Raw genomic sequence first — 15201 nt, 5'->3', positions numbered from 1 at the left:
GGCGTTGCGATCCCTGCGTCCCTTGCTTTGCTCGGCCGGGATAAGCATCCAGGTGCTGTCGATGTCATCGACCATGAGGTCGCGCAGGTGCGCCCGTGTGGCATGGGCGGCGCGGTTCGTCTTGTTTTAGGCAGTTTTCTGTCACCCGTGACGGTGTGAACTTTGCCACGCCTTGCGATTGTGCCCCTGACCTTGAAGCGGCGGCTCAGCCATATATGCAGATCGGCCGGCTGCCTCACCGCTGCGCGCGATAGCCGATCAACAACCCGAAGGCGAAGGAGGCGAGCAGGGCCAGCCGCACCTTCCCATCGGGGTCTTCATAGCCCACCGCCTGCTCTCCCCATGCGAACAGCCCGACAAACATCGCCAGCGCCAGCCCGGACATCCTGCCAGTTTCCTTTTTCGAACCTGTCCGTCATCATATCGAGATGGTGGCTAAGAAAGTCATAATGGCTTGCCTCCCGGCGGCCACGCGCCTAGGGGGTGCGGCAAAGTTTGGCCGTGCGCAATCGCGCGGTACCAGTCGATTCCAAGGAGTCCGCGTCTCATGAAAGCCCGCATCTTCGTCACCCTCAAGGGCGGTGTGCTCGATCCGCAGGGTCGTGCGATCCAGCATGCGCTGAGCGGCCTGGGCTTTGACGGCGTCAACGACGTGCGCGCCGGCAAGCTCATTGAACTGGACCTGGCCGATGGCACCAGCGACGAGGATATCGACGCCATGTGCCGCAAGCTGCTCGCCAACACGGTGATTGAAAACTACCGCATCGAAAAGGTCGCCTGAGCCATGAAGAGCGCCGTCATCGTCTTTCCGGGCAGCAATTGCGACCGCGACCTGGCGGTGGCGTTCGAGGCTGCGACCGGAAGCAAGCCGGAGATGATCTGGCATCGTGACACCGACCTGCCCGACGACATCGACCTGATCGGCGTGCCTGGCGGTTTTTCCTATGGCGACTATCTGCGTTCCGGCGCGATGGCCGCGCGATCGCCGGTGATGCAGGCCGTGGCCAAAGCCGCCGATCGTGGCGCCTTCGTCCTGGGCATCTGCAACGGTTTTCAGGTGCTGACCGAAAGCGGCCTGCTCCCCGGCGCGCTGCTGCGCAATGCCGGAGGGCATTTCGTCTGCCGCGACGTGGCCCTGACGGTCGAGAACGCCCAGAGCGCCTTCACCAGCCTCTATGATGCGGGCGAAGCGATCACCTATCCGGTGGCGCATCATGACGGCAATTATTTCGCCGACGACGCGACGCTCGACCGGCTGGAAGGCGAAGGCCGCGTGGCGCTGCGCTATGCGGAAAGCGTCAACGGATCGGCCCGCAACATTGCCGGCATCCTGAACGACGCGGGCAATGTGTTGGGCATGATGCCCCACCCCGAACGTGTGATCGAAGCGGCCCATGGCAAGACCGACGGCCAGCGCCTGTTCAAGGGAATCGTCGAAGGGCTGCTGGCACGCGCCTGATCCGACCGTACTGATCGAAAAAAAGAGCGCCTCCTTCGGGATGGCGCTCTTTTTTTACGTCCTGCGATCGCCGTTGGCAGCCTGTCAGCCGCCACGATGATAATCATAGTCGACCGCACGGCCCTGCTGCTTGGTCAGGATCGCGCCGATGATCGCGCCTCCGCTGCGCCGCAGGCGCTCCACGGCGGCGCGCAAACCGCCATGATGGTTGCGGCCCCACTCGACCACCAGCAGGCTGCTCTGCGCCTTGGCCGCCAGCAACAAGGCTTCGCCGGTGCCAAGCAGCGGCGGCGCATCGATCAGCACCGTGTCATAGCCGTCGCGGACCGAGGCCAGCAGATCGTCAAGCGCCGGGGTGGCCAGAAGCTCGGAAGGATTGGGTGGCAATGTGCCGCAAGGCAGCAGCGCCACGCCCGTAACGCCGGTCGGCACGATCACATCCCGCGCGATGGCCTGCCCCGTGAGCACTTCGCTGATCCCGCGCGCTGACGACAGGCGGAACAGGCGATGCTGCGCCGGACGCCGCATGTCGCCATCGACCACCAGCACGGACTTGCCCAGCCCCGCCAGTGCCAGTGCCAGCGCATGCAGGGTCAACGACTTGCCTTCCCCTTCCTGCGCGCTGGTGAGGAGGATCGAGCGCGGCAGACCATCGGCCGACGCCAGCAACAGCGACGATGCGATAGGGGTGAAGATGTCCGGCGGTTGCGGGTTATCGCCGGTGACCGGCACCGCACCCAGCAGAGGCAGGCCGACCCGCTCGGCCAGCGTGTCGGCGGACGTCACGGCATCGTCGAACATATGGCGTGCCGCGACCAGCAACAGGCCCAGCGCCATGCCGCCCAGCGAGGCGAGCAGCAGGATGCGACCGATGCGCGGGGAGAAAGGCTTGGTCGGCACGGCCGCGCGATCGAGCGGCTGGATACGACCGGCCTGGAAACCCGCCTGCGACGCCATGTCGCGATAACGCTGCAACAGGCTGTCATGCAGCATGCGATAGGTGTCCACCGATCGTTCCATGATGCCCATCTGAACATCGCGGCCCTGCTCCACCTGCGCTTGCTGTTCGAGTTGCGCGATTTCCCTGCCGATCTGATCCTCGCCGCGCCGGGCGACGTCATATTGCTCGCGCAATGACGCACGGATGCTGTTGGCCATGCTATCGGCCTGTTCGTCGAGCGCCACCAGCCTGGCGCGGGCCTCGCGCATTTCGGGGTGCGCATCCTTGCGAAACTGCCGTTCCTCGGCAATTACGGCGCGGGCTTGCGCCCGTTCGGCGATGATCTGCTGCATGGCGCCATTGCCCAAAACTTCGGGCAATGTGTCTGCGCTGGACTGGCGCGCGCTTTCCCAGCGCTTTTGCGCAGCGATCCGATCGGCCACGGCCTGCGCGCGGTATCCATTTAGCTGCGCCAGGCGTGTCGCAACCGATCCGTCGGGCATCGGCGTTGCGGATGCCCTGGTGTCTTCGTCGTCATCCCCCCCCTTTTTATCCAAGGGCAGTGGCGCGCCATTGCGGGCGACATAGACGGCAAGATCGCGCTCAGCCCGCGACAGGTCGTTGCGGGCGCCATCCAGCTCGCCAAGCAGGAAGCGACGCGCCTGAACCCCGGATTCGAAGCCGCGCTTCAAATCCGCGCGGATCAGGCTGTCGGCATAGCTGTTGGCGATCCGGGCGGACAGGACCGGATCGGAGCTCACGAAGCTGATGCGCAAAACCCGCGACTTGCCGGGCAGTTGCACCTCCAGATTGTCGCGCAGCAGGCGCACGACCATGTCCTGCTCCACCTGCCGTTGCGACAGGGTGCCCACGCCCTGGGTCGGGCGGTCGCGGTCCATCCCCCTGAAGAAGGTCGGCGTGCCGACCAGCGCAAGCGATCGCGAAACCTCTTCGGCCAGGGCACGGCTGCGCAGCACCTCCAATTCGGTCTGCATAAGGCTTTCGGTGTCGTTGGCCGCGCCGGCGCGCTGTGCTGCCGGGGACCCTGCGGCACCGGCAGGCACATCTTCCACCTCGACGGACGCGGTCGCGCGATAATCGGGAGTGGACGTCAGAATGACGATGGCGCCAGCCAGCAGGCTGAGCGCCATGGTGACGAACAGGATGACGCGGTGTCGCCGCAACACCAGCCAGCCGTAACGGATCGCGGCGGACAGGCGGGCGCTCAGGCCGGCAGCACCGTCGGCAGGCAAGGTAAGCGGCGCCATCATCGTCCTCCGTCCAACGCGATGAATCCGGTGGCGAGCGCCGGCACGGCCAGCAGCGCGCCGCCCAATATCGCCTTGGCACGCGACAGACCGACGATGACCCGGTCGCCCGGCAGGATTTCGGGATCGGGCGCCCTGCCCCTGCGAATGGCGGCAAGGTCGAACAGGGCCGCCTGCCGCTGGCCATCCAGTTGACGTACGACGACGACCTGGCTGAGGCCCGCGAGGCGGGTCGGTCCCTTGGCCAGCGCGACGGCCTGCAACAGGGTCAGCCGCCCTTCCACAGGATAGAGGCCGGGTTCGCGCACTTCGCCGTCCAGCGTGACGCGGCGGCCTACGGCCTTCTTCACAAACAGCGTGACCTGGGGCGATACGAGATAGCGCTGGCCGAGCCGCCCGGCAACCACGTCCGCCGCCTCACCCGATGTCAGGCCGGCAACCGATATGTCGCCCACCAGCGGCATGCGCACCATGCCCGTGGCGGTCACCTGCGCATCCTCCAGCGACAGGCCCGGCTCATGATAGACCTGGATACGCAGCACATCATCGGGGGCGATACGGTAATCCATGCCGACGGCCGGTGCAGGTGGGATGGCGGCATAGGCGGCGTCGCCCCGCGGCGCATCCTCGACGGTCGAGCAGGCGCCCAGCAGCCCAAGGACGGCAAGCGCGCTGATCGATCGATTGATGCTGTTTTTGCGCTTCATCCCGGCTTTTGCCCCGTCAAGACCCAGTTGAGGCCGGGGGTTAACGAGGCAGCGCGGGGATGGCAACCGCAGACGGGACGATCCGATCGCTCCGGCTCTGCGTCTGGCCACGCTTCAGAGCGCGAGGCGACCCGGCGTCGGCTGTGCCACGCGACGTGGCTGGTCGGGCCAGATACCCCTGGTGTCATAGACAGCCTTGCCGGCGCGTTCATCGACGGGGACAGATTTGAACATGTCATGATCCACAAGAATGACGAACACGCCACATTGTTCCAGAGCCGTATCGAGATCGATCAGTTCGGCGCCGGTTCCTGCAAATTCCATCGGCAGGTCGCGCGCATAGGGTTCGACCAGCTTGATCCGGCGACCATAGCGGCGGGCCAGACGCGCAGCGACCTTCACCGCCGGGCTTTCGCGAAAATCGTCGATATTCGCCTTGAAGGCGAGGCCGAGGCACGCAATGTCCTGATCGCCAAATTCGTCGATCAGGTCGGATGCCTTGGCCACGACATAATCGGTCTTGCCGTCATTCACTTCGCGCGCGGTGCGGATGATGCGGGCATTTTCCGGATCGCCGTGGACGATGAACCAGGGATCGACGGCGATGCAATGCCCGCCGACACCGGGGCCGGGCGACAGGATGTTGACGCGCGGATGCCGATTGGCGAGGCGGATCACCTCCCACACGTCGATGTCCATATTTTCGGCGATCACCGACAATTCGTTGGCGAAGGCGATGTTGACGTCGCGGAAGCTGTTTTCGACCAGCTTGACCATCTCGGCCGCGCGGGCGGTGGTGGTGATGCACGCCCCGCGCACGAACTGGCGATAGAAGCCCAAAGCCTTGCGCGCGCAGCGGGGCGTGATGCCGCCGATGCAGCGATCATTGTCGATCAGTTCGACCAGGATGCGGCCGGGCAAAACGCGCTCCGGGCAATAGGCGATGGCGATATCGCCAGCGACGCCGGTGCCGGGCATTTTGAGGTCCGGGCGGATCGTGCCGATCACATCGCGCATCGCTTCGGTCGTGCCGACGGGTGAGGTGGATTCCAGGATGACGGTATTGCCGGCCTTGAGCACCGGAGCGATAGTGCGCGCCGCCTTCAACACATAGCTGATGTCGGGTGCGCGATCCTCCGCCACGGGGGTCGGAACGGCGATGATGAAGACATCGCTTTCCTCGACCTCAAGGGATGCGCGCAGATTGCCACGCGCAACCACGCCCTGAACGAGGCCGTCCAGATCGACCTCTTCGATATGGACGCGGCCCGAATTGACCGTCTCCACCACATGGGCGCTGACGTCCACGCCCACCACCTGCGCGCCGCCACGGGCGATCAGGGCTGCGGTCGGCAGACCAATATAGCCCAGGCCAATGACGGAAACCTTCTGCTTGGCATCAACGGGCATAAGGCGGGCAATCCTTGTATCGGTGAATTTGCCCGCTTTTTTGCCCGATAATGCTGAAGATTTCGGTAACGCTTGGCGAAACCGGGCGATTATATCAACAAGCAATGATGGGACCCTATGGCTCAGCGTTCCCCGGCGGAGGCCGGGGTCCAGTTCAGAGCGCGGGACCGGACCCCGGCCTCCGCCGGGGAACGCTCTTTATGGGTCAGTCTCGGGGCTTCTTAATAATATGCGTCCTTAGCGATAACGCGGCGCAGGATGGCGGGCCATGTGCATGGGCGAGCGGACCACGGGCGTCGTGATGATCTTGGTCTTCATGAGGGTGCGGATGCGTTCCGCGCCATCGGGATTGAGCAGGACGACCCGCGTACCGCCCGACGTCAGGGGCTCGATGGTGGAAATCGCTACCGCATGCTTCTTGCACAGCGCGGTAACGTCATCCAGCGCCGCATTGAGGTTGATGGCGCGGCTCATGCGCAGAGGCCGATTGAACGCAGGGTGATCGAAATGGTCATGAGACAAGCTCCTTGCTTGGCAAGCGGGAGCGCGAATATGTCTCTCGGTCGGAGCGAATGCTTGCGGGCAGATTTCGCGGCGATGCCACCCCGTAGCAGATGGTCGCCGGACCGTCGCGGCTTTTATTCCGTCTGGCGCCCCGCCTCGATGATCGCCGCTATTCGCGCAGCGGCTTTCCCATCCCCGAACGGGTTATGCGCTCGCGCCATCGCCTGATAGGCGTCCTCATCGTCCAGCAAGGCCAGAACTTCGCGCACGATGAGCGCGCGATCGGTGCCGACCAGCTTGGCGGTTCCAGCCTCCACCCCTTCGGGCCGCTCCGTCGTCTCGCGCATCACCAGCACCGGCTTGCCGAGCGAGGGCGCCTCCTCCTGCACGCCACCGCTGTCGGTCAGCACCAGATGGCACAGGTCGAGCAGGCGCACGAAATGGGGATAATCGAGCGGTTCGATCATCGCGACATTGGGCAGGCCGCCCAGCACGGCGTCCATCACCGGGCGGACGTTGGGATTGGGATGGACCGGGAAGATCACCGCCACGTGCGGGCGTGCGGCGATGTCGGCGATGGATCGGGCGATCGCTTCCATCCCCCCGCCGAAATTCTCACGCCTGTGGCTGGTCACAGCCACGATCCGCTTGCCCGCGAAGCGCGCCGCCAGATCGTCCAGACCGCTGGCGAGCGTGGGTTCGGCCAGCACCCGGTCGCGGGTGGCGAGCAGCGCGTCGATGACCGTATTGCCGGTGATATGGATGCTCGCTGCGTCGCGGCTTTCCCTGAGCAGCGCATCGGCGGCCGCCTGCGTCGGGGCGAAATTCATGTCGGCGATGCAGGCGACGACGCGGCGATTGACTTCTTCGGGCCAGGGATGGTGAATGTCGCCGCTGCGCAGGCCGGCTTCGACATGGGCGACGGGAATCTTGCGATAATAAGCGGCGAGGCTGGCGACCATGGTGGTCAGCGTGTCGCCATGGACGACGATGCGATCGGGCTTTTCCGCGTCGAACGCCTTGCCCAGTTCCAAGATCAGCTTCGCCGTGAGCCCGTCCAGCGTCTGGTTGGGGACCATCACGTCCAGATCGATGTCCGGCACGATACCGGCAATCGCCAGCACCTGATCCAGCAGGCCGCGATGCTGCGCCGTCACGATGACGCGGGTGTCGATGCTGGGTTGCGCTCGCAGCGCATGCACCACGGGGAACATCTTGATCGCTTCGGGCCGTGTCCCGAATACCAGCGCTACCTTCACATGCGTTCCTTTGCCTGAACCCTCTATCCCGCCTGTGGCAGAAATTGGTGACCAGCCCCTAAACGATGTGGCAGGATAATGGGACGATGCACCGACGACCGGAAGGATGTATGAACCACGATATCGGCAAAGCCCGCCCTCGCCTGCATCACTGGCTGGTCGCGACGGCGATATTGTTCCTGATGGAGATCATCGTGCCGTTGTTCGCCGCCTTCCTTTGACCAGCAGGGATCAGGCCTTGATCTTCCACCCGCGCCGCAAGAGCGTGTAGCAAAGGCTACCCAGCACCAGGTTGAGCCCCAGCAGAACGCTGCTGCCCACCAGTACATTCACGTCAGCCGCCGCGACGAAGCCATAGCGGAAGCCGGAGATGATGTAGAAAAAGGGGTTGGCGTGGCTGATCGCCTGAAACAGCGGCGGCAGGCGGTCGATCGAATAGAATGTCCCGGACAGCAGGGCGAGCGGGCCGATCACGAAATTGGTGATTGCGGCACCATGATCGAATTTTTCCGCCCAGATGGAGGTCAGCACACCGAGAAAGGCGATGAAACTGGTGCCGAGCAGACCGAACCACAGCACCGCCCAAAGATGGGCCGGCGTCACATGCACGCCCGGCCACAACGCCATGGCGCCCCAGAGCGCAAAGCCCACGAACACAGCGCGCGTCACGGATGAGGCGACCAGCGCGAACAGAAGTTCGCCCACCGCAATAGGCGGCATCAGATAATCGACCAGCGTGCCTTGCACCTTGCCCACCATCAACGCGAAGCTGGCATTGGCGAAACAGGCGTTGATCATGCCCATGATGATGAGGCCAGGCGCGATGAAGTCGGCGAAGGGCACCGCTTCCCCACGCAGCGTCACCGTCCGCCCGCTGCCGCCCAGCGCGACGATGAAGATGATGAGGAACATCAGCGTCGTGATGGCAGGCGCCCAGACCGTCTGAAGCTGTACCTTCATGAAGCGGCGCACTTCCTTGGCATAGAGCGCCCAAGTGCCGGCCCAGTTGATATTGCGTATCTGCGGCACGCCAGGCTCGGCAAAGGGAGGCGGAACCGCGGGTGCGGCATGAATTTTGGGCTGGTCGTTCATGGTCGGATCGACTATCGGCTGGTCCGTTGTGCTGCAAGGGGAAAGGTCCAAGGATTTGAACCTGCGGCGCGTGCTTCCCATATAGGAAGCCAGACGAGATTTGTGAGGAGTTTTTCATTGTCCTGGACCGACGAGCGTATCGACCAGCTCAAGGGGATGTGGGAGCGCGGCCTGACCGCCAGCCAGATCGCCGACGAACTGGGCGGGGTCAGCCGTAACGCGGTGATCGGCAAGGCGCACCGCCTGGGCCTGCAATCCCGCCCTTCGCCTGTTAAGGCAAACGAGACGCCCAAGAAGACGGCCGCCCCTGCCGCGCGCAAGCCTGCGCCGGCACCGGAAGTCGAAGCGCCCCGTGCCGCCGCACCGGCCGCTGCACCAGCGCCGGCGGCTCCCGTTCGCGCGCCCGTTGCTGCGCCGGCTGCACCCGCCGCGCCGGCACCCGCACCGGTTGCGGCATCCGGCGACGAGGTGCCGACACCTGCGCCGCAGCCGCGTATCATTTCGGTCGGTCCCGGCGGCTTCCTGCGCCAGGGTCCGGGCGATCAGCAGGCGCCGATCCCGCCCGCGCCGCCGCGCCGCCTGGTGCCGGCCAAGCCGAGCGCCGAGATCGCCGACAAGACCAGCCTGCTCGATCTGACCGAGCGGATCTGCAAATGGCCTATGGGCCATCCGGGCGAGGCCGATTTCCATTTCTGCGGCGAAGCGGTGAACCCCGGTTTTCCCTATTGCGTGGAACATTGCGGCCGCGCCTATCAGGCGCAGCTGCCGCGCGGTACGCGCCGCCCGCCCCCGCCGCTGCCCTTTGGCGGTCCGCGGGTACGCTGATCGCTTCGAACAGATGGTAAAAAGGCCCGGCTTCCTGATGGAAACCGGGCCTTTATTTTTCATCGTGAAGATCAGAAGCGGAAACTGGTGGTGACCATCACGCTTTGCGTATCGAACTTGTCGCCGCGATTGATGCTGGCGCCGCCCGACGGGGTCAGGCGGAAAGGATTGGTCGCGGGCGCGCTGCCGGCCCCCACATCGACGCGATAGTCGCCCACATTGTAGCGGGTCCACAGATAGCGCGCGCCGATCGAGAAATTGTTCGAAACCTTGGCCTCTATACCGCCGCCCATGGTGTAGCCCCAGCCATCTTCCTTCCGGTCGACCTCGGTAAAGCTGTTGGCGCCGTTGCTGGTGCTGAAATTATTCTTCACCTTCGCATAGGCCAGACCGCCGGTGATATATGGCATGATGCCGCTATCGGTGGTGTAGCCGAGCCGCGCACGCAGGTTGGCATTGTAATCGATGCTACGGCGCATGGTGTAGAAGGCCGGGGTCGTCGAATATTCGGTGACCTTGTCGTCGATATAGGCCTGGCCCGCTTCGGCCACGACGCCCGCGACGATATTGCCGAACTGGCGATCATAGCCGACATGGCCCATCCACCCGATCGCATTCTTGTCGCCCTTACAGCCGCTGGCGGGGGTCGGTCCCCGCGCCGCGCCGCCGCACGTGCCCGGCGAGAACGCATTGGCGCCGGTCGAGGTCCGGATGACATCGTCATAATCGCCATCGGCGTCAGCGTCGAAACGCATATGTTCGCCGCCATCCTTCTTCTGCCAGTTGTAGCCGAAAGAGCCGCCGATATAGGGACCGGTCCAGTCGGCAGGTGCGTTGTCCTGCGCAACGGCCGGCATCGCGAGGGCGAGTGCGAGGGTGGCGCCAAGTGGCGCGATCAGGGTCAATTTCAAGAGTATATCTCCTCACCTGATGTGGAGAGATACGCTCCACATTCCCGGCGACAACGACCCATGTCTCCACTTTGTTGCAGCGCACTTTGTAACATATGATTGCGCCTGTGGCCCTTGTGCAACGCTTGCACCCGCCGCCGGTCCGCTTATAGCTTGAGGCATGTCCGAAGACCTGTTCGCTGCCAACACCCCCGCCCCGACGCAATATGACGCCTCGACCATCGAGGTGCTGGAAGGACTGGAGCCTGTCCGGCGCCGCCCCGGCATGTATATTGGCGGCACCGACGAGCGCGCGCTGCACCATCTGGCCAGCGAAGTGCTGGACAACAGCATGGACGAAGCGGTGGCGGGTCACGCCACGCGGATCGAGGTGACGCTGGAGGTCGGCAACAAGCTGACCATCACAGACAATGGCCGGGGCATTCCGGTCGATCCCCATCCCAAATTTCCCGGAAAATCGGCGCTGGAGGTGATCCTGACCACGCTCCATTCGGGCGGTAAGTTCGAAGGCAAGGCCTACGCCACATCAGGCGGCCTGCATGGCGTCGGCATTTCGGTGGTCAATGCGCTGTCCACAGACACGGTGGTCGAGGTGGCGCGGAACAAGGAATTGTTTCGCCAGAAATTCTCGCAAGGACTGCCGGTCACGGCGCTGGAGAAGGTCGGCGCGGCCCCCAACCGACGTGGCACTTTGGTCAGTTTCGTACCCGACACCGAGATTTTCGGAGAGCAGAAGTTCAAGCCTTCGCGCCTGCATCGCCTCGCCCGGTCTAAGGCCTATCTGTTCGCGGGCGTCGAGATACGCTGGAAATGCGCACCGGAACTGATCAGCGACGATACCCCGACGGAGGCCGTCTTCCAGTTTCCCGGCGGATTGGCCGATCATCTGAAGGAGCAGGTCGGCGATCGCGATTGCGCGACCAGCGTTTTCTTTTCAGGCAATCAGGATTTTCCAAGCGAAGCCGGGCGCGTAGAATGGGCGGTCGCATGGCCGCTCTGGTCGGACGGCAGCTATAGCTGGTATTGCAACACCATCCCGACGCCCGACGGCGGCACCCATGAAGCGGGCCTGCGCGCGGCGCTGGTGAAGGGCATCCGCGCCTTTGCCGATCTGGTAGGACAGAAAAAGGGCAAGGACATCACCGCCGACGACATCATGACGTCGTCGGAGATCATGCTGTCGGTCTTCATCCGCGATCCCCAGTTCCAGAGCCAGACCAAGGATCGGCTGACCAGCCCGGACGCTGCGCGGCTGGTGGAAAATGCGGTGCGCGACCATTTCGATCATTATCTGACCGACCATATGGATCGGGGCAAGGCACTGCTCGCCTATGTGCTGGATCGCATGGACGAGCGGCTGAAGCGCAAGCAGGAGAAGGAGGTCAAGCGCAAGACCGCGACCAACAGCCGCAAGCTGCGCCTGCCCGGCAAGCTGACAGATTGTTCGAACGATGACCCGGAAGGTGCTGAAATCTTTCTGGTGGAAGGGGATTCGGCCGGTGGTTCGGCCAAGCAGGCGCGCGATCGCAAAACGCAGGCGATCCTGCCCTTGCGCGGCAAGATCCTGAACGTGGCCTCAGCAAACACCGCCAAGATACTGGCCAATCAGGAAATTGCCGACATGATCCTGGCGCTGGGCTGCGGCACGCGCAAGGATTGCAACCCGGACCATCTGCGTTACGAACGCATCGTCATCATGACCGACGCCGACGTCGATGGCGCGCATATCGCCACGCTGCTGATGACCTTTTTCTTCCAGGAAATGCCGGAGCTGGTGCGGCGCGGGCATCTCTACCTCGCCCAGCCGCCGCTCTATCGGCTGGTCGCCGGCGGCAAAAGTTTGTACGCCAAGGACGACGGGCATCGCGAGGAACTGCTGCGCAAGGAGTTCAAGGGCAAGAAGGTCGACATAAGCCGCTTCAAGGGGCTGGGGGAAATGAACCCGATGCAATTGCGCGAAACGACCATGGACCCGAAGACGCGCATGCTGATCCGCATCACCCTGCCCGACGATGTCGAGGACCGGCAGCAGGTCCGCGATCTGGTCGATCGGCTGATGGGCACCAACCCGGCGCACCGTTTTGCCTTCATCCAGGAAAATGCCGCGGCGGTGGACGAGGAAGCGATCGACGCATGACGATCATAGGCGAACGGATGTAAATGTGCGCCTCTGGCCGATCCTGCTCAGCCTGATCCTGACGGCGTTTTCCAATCAGGCGTCCGCCGGCACCGCCCCATCCTATCAAAGCCGTGCCGACCAGTTGCTGCATATCCTTGCGGCGCCTGGAGGAGAGACGGATTTCTTCTCCACCCTGTTTCTGGACGCAGTGCCGGTGGATCGCTGGCGCGCCATTGCGGCGGACTTGCGCGCCGAGCATGGTGCGCCACTGAGCCTGGGCGCCGTGCGGACCGACAGCCCGACCACGGGGCAGGTGGAGATACGCTATGAGCGTGCCACAGTGGGCTTCACCATGGTGGTTGCGCCGCAAGCCCCCAATCTGGTCGTCGGCCTGCATATCGTCGGCGCACGCACCGCCGACGACAGTTTCGACAAGGTGATGGCGGAGATCTCGGCCCTGCCCGGAACCACGGCCTTTGCCGTTGCGCGCCTGGGTAACGGAGCGCCCAAATTATTGCACGCCCATCGGGCCGACTCGCAAATGGCGACCGGGTCCAGCTTCAAACTCTACATTCTTGCCGAGATCATGCGCGCGACGACGGCACGGGAACGGCGCTGGAGCGATGTCGTGCCGCTTGGCCCGAAAAGCTTTTCCGGGCGACTGATGGGATGGCCGGATCGGGCGCCGATGACGTTGCACAGCCTGGCCACGGCGATGATCGCCGAAAGCGATAATAGTGCCAGTGATACGCTACTCCTAGCGATGGGTCGGGCGAAGGTGGATGCGATGCTGGCGGCGGCTGGCCATACCGATGCGGATAAGGCGCTGCCGATCCTGACTACCGCCGAAGCCTTTGCATTGAAGATGCCGGCCAATACCGACCTGCGGCGGCGCTATGAAGAGGCGGATCCAGCCATGCGCCGGACACTGCTGCGCACGTCTGCGGCGCGGCTGACTGCCGACAAGGTCGATGTGGGCAGCGTCGCTGAAATGCCCACCGCGATCGACAGCATCGAATGGTTTGCCTCGCCACGGGACATGATCGACCTGCTCGACTGGTTGCGTCGCCATGGCGGCGATGCCTTGCCGATCCTGGCGGTCAATCCCGGCATCGCCCCGGCGGACGCCAAACGCTGGCGCTATCTGGGTTACAAGGGCGGGAGCGAGCCGGGCGTCATGGCGATGAACATGCTGGCGCAAGGCCGGAACGGCAGTTGGTATGCGGTCAGCGGCAGTTGGAACAACGGCGCCGCGCGGGTCGAGGAAAGCAGGTTCCTGGCATTGATGACGCGGGCGCTCAACCTGCTGGCGGAGGAACCGGCGCCTGCGGCAGGCTCAGCCACTCCAACGCCTCATCCATCCCCATAATCATGCGCACTCTGGGATGAACCAGCGTCCAAAGTCGACCTTGGAACATCAGATTTTCGAGAGGCAAATCTGTGAGAAGGCCATTGAACCGTCTGGTTGCCAAAGCGCCAGCCGTCTGTGTCGCCCTATGCCGTCAGCGCCTCTACCAACGCCTTGACCTTCTTCTGCCGCCATTGCGGCAGCGGCGCGATTAGCCAATAGGCAAGCAAGGTCGGAACCATATCCCCCACCTGTCGCACGCGGCCCGACGTCAGATCGGCCTGCGCCAGCAACAGCGGCACATGTGCGCGGCCAAAGCCATTCGCCGCCGCCTCGATCGCCAGACCGCCATCGGCGACGCGGATGATGGCGGGTTTGTCGCCCGACGGGCAGCCGGGCCAGTCGATGCGATGGTCCGGACCGCCAGCCGCAGCCTCGACCGTGACATAGGCCGCCTCACCGATCTTGATGCCTTCATGCTCGCCAGCGCCGTCACTCAAACGCAGGGCGATATCCAGATTGGCTTCGGTGAAATCCAGGGCTTCATCCGCCGCTATAAGCTGGAATGTCAGGTCCGACTGGCTGGCGGCATAGGCAGCCAGACGCGGCTGAAGCCATTTGGCGGTGATGTCGCGCGGCGCCGCGATGGTCAGCGCATTGCTGGACTGACCAGCCTGCATGGCGCGGACGGCTTCTTCGAATTCCAGGAAACCCGCGCGCAGGGCGTCCAGACCCGCTTCGGTTTCCGGCGTCAGTTCCAGCCCCTTGGGCGTGCGGCGGAACAGGACGACGCCCAGCATATCTTCCAGCGCGCGAATTTGCTGGCCCACGGCGGCCGGTGTCACCGCCAGTTCGTCCGCCGCGCGCGTGAAGGACAGGTGCCGGGCCGCAGCATCCAGCACACGTAGCCCGTTCAAGGGCAAATGGGTCCGTTTCATTCGGCCACCGCCGGCGGGGCGATGAGGGCGAAATGGGGAATGGTAACGTCGAACGTTTCGCCGCCTACGCCGATCATGCGATAACTGCCCTTCATCGAGCCGGTCGGCGTATTGAGGGGACAACCCGATACGTAGTCATAGCTTTTCCCCGGCTGCACCACCGGCTGTTCGCCAACCACGCCATCGCCATCCACCATATGCTGAGCGCCGCGCCCGTCGGTGATGATCCAGTGGCGGGTCAGGAGCTGAACCGGCTGGTCGCCCTGATTTTCGATGCGGATATGATAGGCCCAGAACCAGCGGCCCCGGTCCGGCTCCGACTGTTCGGGCAGGAAAGTTACCGCGACATGGACGGTAACGTCCCGCGTGGTCGCGTGAAAGGGAAAGAGCGCAAATACCGTCATGTCTCAGAAATGCGCCC

General features: G+C 64.0%; 15 protein-coding genes. 5 read left to right on the top strand and 10 right to left on the bottom strand.

The window, feature by feature from the left end; all coding sequences use genetic code 11:
* Window positions 1-235 precede the first annotated feature (235 nt).
* Window positions 236-385 (bottom strand): hypothetical protein, encoded by a 150-nt coding sequence (locus tag AC07UX_RS03905; RefSeq protein ID WP_495190671.1) that lies wholly within the window; start codon window positions 383-385, stop codon window positions 236-238.
* A 162-nt stretch (window positions 386-547) separates the two neighbouring features.
* Between AC07UX_RS03905 and purS the strand changes: the two genes are divergently transcribed.
* Window positions 548-781 (top strand): phosphoribosylformylglycinamidine synthase subunit PurS, encoded by a 234-nt coding sequence (gene purS, locus AC07UX_RS03900; RefSeq protein ID WP_056694119.1) that lies wholly within the window; start codon window positions 548-550, stop codon window positions 779-781.
* 3 nt (window positions 782-784) lie between these two features.
* On the top strand, window positions 785-1459 hold the full coding sequence (purQ, locus tag AC07UX_RS03895; RefSeq protein ID WP_120249948.1) for a phosphoribosylformylglycinamidine synthase subunit PurQ: 675 nt from the start codon (window positions 785-787) through the stop codon (window positions 1457-1459).
* Window positions 1460-1543: 84 nt separating this feature from the next.
* Here purQ and AC07UX_RS03890 read toward each other — a convergent pair whose 3' ends face one another.
* The 6 genes from AC07UX_RS03890 to AC07UX_RS03865 form a co-directional block, all read right to left on the bottom strand.
* Window positions 1544-3670, bottom strand: a complete 2127-nt coding sequence (locus AC07UX_RS03890) for a GumC family protein (RefSeq protein ID WP_495190670.1) — start codon at window positions 3668-3670, stop codon at window positions 1544-1546.
* The gene (locus AC07UX_RS03885; RefSeq protein WP_495190669.1) at window positions 3667-4374 is read right to left on the bottom strand and encodes a polysaccharide biosynthesis/export family protein; all 708 of its coding nucleotides are present in this window, start codon (window positions 4372-4374) and stop codon (window positions 3667-3669) included. Before AC07UX_RS03885 ends, AC07UX_RS03890 begins: the two co-directional genes overlap by 4 nt.
* Before the next feature lie 114 nt (window positions 4375-4488).
* A complete protein-coding gene (gene wecC, locus AC07UX_RS03880; RefSeq protein WP_495190668.1) occupies window positions 4489-5784 on the bottom strand; it encodes a UDP-N-acetyl-D-mannosamine dehydrogenase in 1296 nt (431 codons plus the stop codon).
* 237 nt (window positions 5785-6021) lie between these two features.
* Window positions 6022-6258 (bottom strand): hypothetical protein, encoded by a 237-nt coding sequence (locus tag AC07UX_RS03875; protein WP_495190667.1) that lies wholly within the window; start codon window positions 6256-6258, stop codon window positions 6022-6024.
* 164 nt (window positions 6259-6422) lie between these two features.
* A complete protein-coding gene (wecB, locus tag AC07UX_RS03870) occupies window positions 6423-7547 on the bottom strand; it encodes a non-hydrolyzing UDP-N-acetylglucosamine 2-epimerase (protein ID WP_495190666.1) in 1125 nt (374 codons plus the stop codon).
* A gap of 231 nt (window positions 7548-7778) precedes the next feature.
* Window positions 7779-8639 (bottom strand): ABC transporter permease, encoded by an 861-nt coding sequence (locus AC07UX_RS03865; protein ID WP_495190665.1) that lies wholly within the window; start codon window positions 8637-8639, stop codon window positions 7779-7781.
* A 117-nt stretch (window positions 8640-8756) separates the two neighbouring features.
* Here AC07UX_RS03865 and AC07UX_RS03860 point away from each other — a divergent pair, with 117 nt between their 5' ends.
* On the top strand, window positions 8757-9464 hold the full coding sequence (locus AC07UX_RS03860) for a GcrA family cell cycle regulator (RefSeq protein WP_495190664.1): 708 nt from the start codon (window positions 8757-8759) through the stop codon (window positions 9462-9464).
* A gap of 71 nt (window positions 9465-9535) precedes the next feature.
* Here AC07UX_RS03860 and AC07UX_RS03855 read toward each other — a convergent pair whose 3' ends face one another.
* Window positions 9536-10375: an outer membrane protein gene (locus AC07UX_RS03855; protein ID WP_495190663.1), complete on the bottom strand. Its 840-nt coding sequence runs from the start codon at window positions 10373-10375 to the stop codon at window positions 9536-9538.
* A 160-nt stretch (window positions 10376-10535) separates the two neighbouring features.
* Between AC07UX_RS03855 and parE the strand changes: the two genes are divergently transcribed.
* Both parE and AC07UX_RS03845 read left to right on the top strand, forming a co-directional pair.
* On the top strand, window positions 10536-12512 hold the full coding sequence (parE, locus tag AC07UX_RS03850; protein WP_495190662.1) for a DNA topoisomerase IV subunit B: 1977 nt from the start codon (window positions 10536-10538) through the stop codon (window positions 12510-12512).
* Between the two features lie 25 nt (window positions 12513-12537).
* Complete coding sequence (locus AC07UX_RS03845; RefSeq protein WP_495190661.1) at window positions 12538-13863, top strand: serine hydrolase; 1326 nt, start codon at window positions 12538-12540, stop codon at window positions 13861-13863.
* Between the two features lie 125 nt (window positions 13864-13988).
* Here AC07UX_RS03845 and AC07UX_RS03840 read toward each other — a convergent pair whose 3' ends face one another.
* Both AC07UX_RS03840 and apaG read right to left on the bottom strand, forming a co-directional pair.
* Entirely contained in the window at window positions 13989-14780 is a 792-nt protein-coding gene (locus AC07UX_RS03840) for a LysR family transcriptional regulator (RefSeq protein ID WP_495190660.1), read from the bottom strand.
* On the bottom strand, window positions 14777-15184 hold the full coding sequence (apaG, locus tag AC07UX_RS03835) for a Co2+/Mg2+ efflux facilitator ApaG/CorD (RefSeq protein ID WP_495190659.1): 408 nt from the start codon (window positions 15182-15184) through the stop codon (window positions 14777-14779). The genes AC07UX_RS03840 and apaG overlap by 4 nt, the downstream gene beginning before the upstream one ends.
* Window positions 15185-15201: the final 17 nt, after the last annotated feature.

Source organism: Sphingobium sp. GW821-FHT02B05, assembly GCF_059421905.1.
The sequence above is the reverse complement of the archived record's forward strand: the minus strand, read 5'-3'. Positions and strand labels throughout refer to the sequence as shown.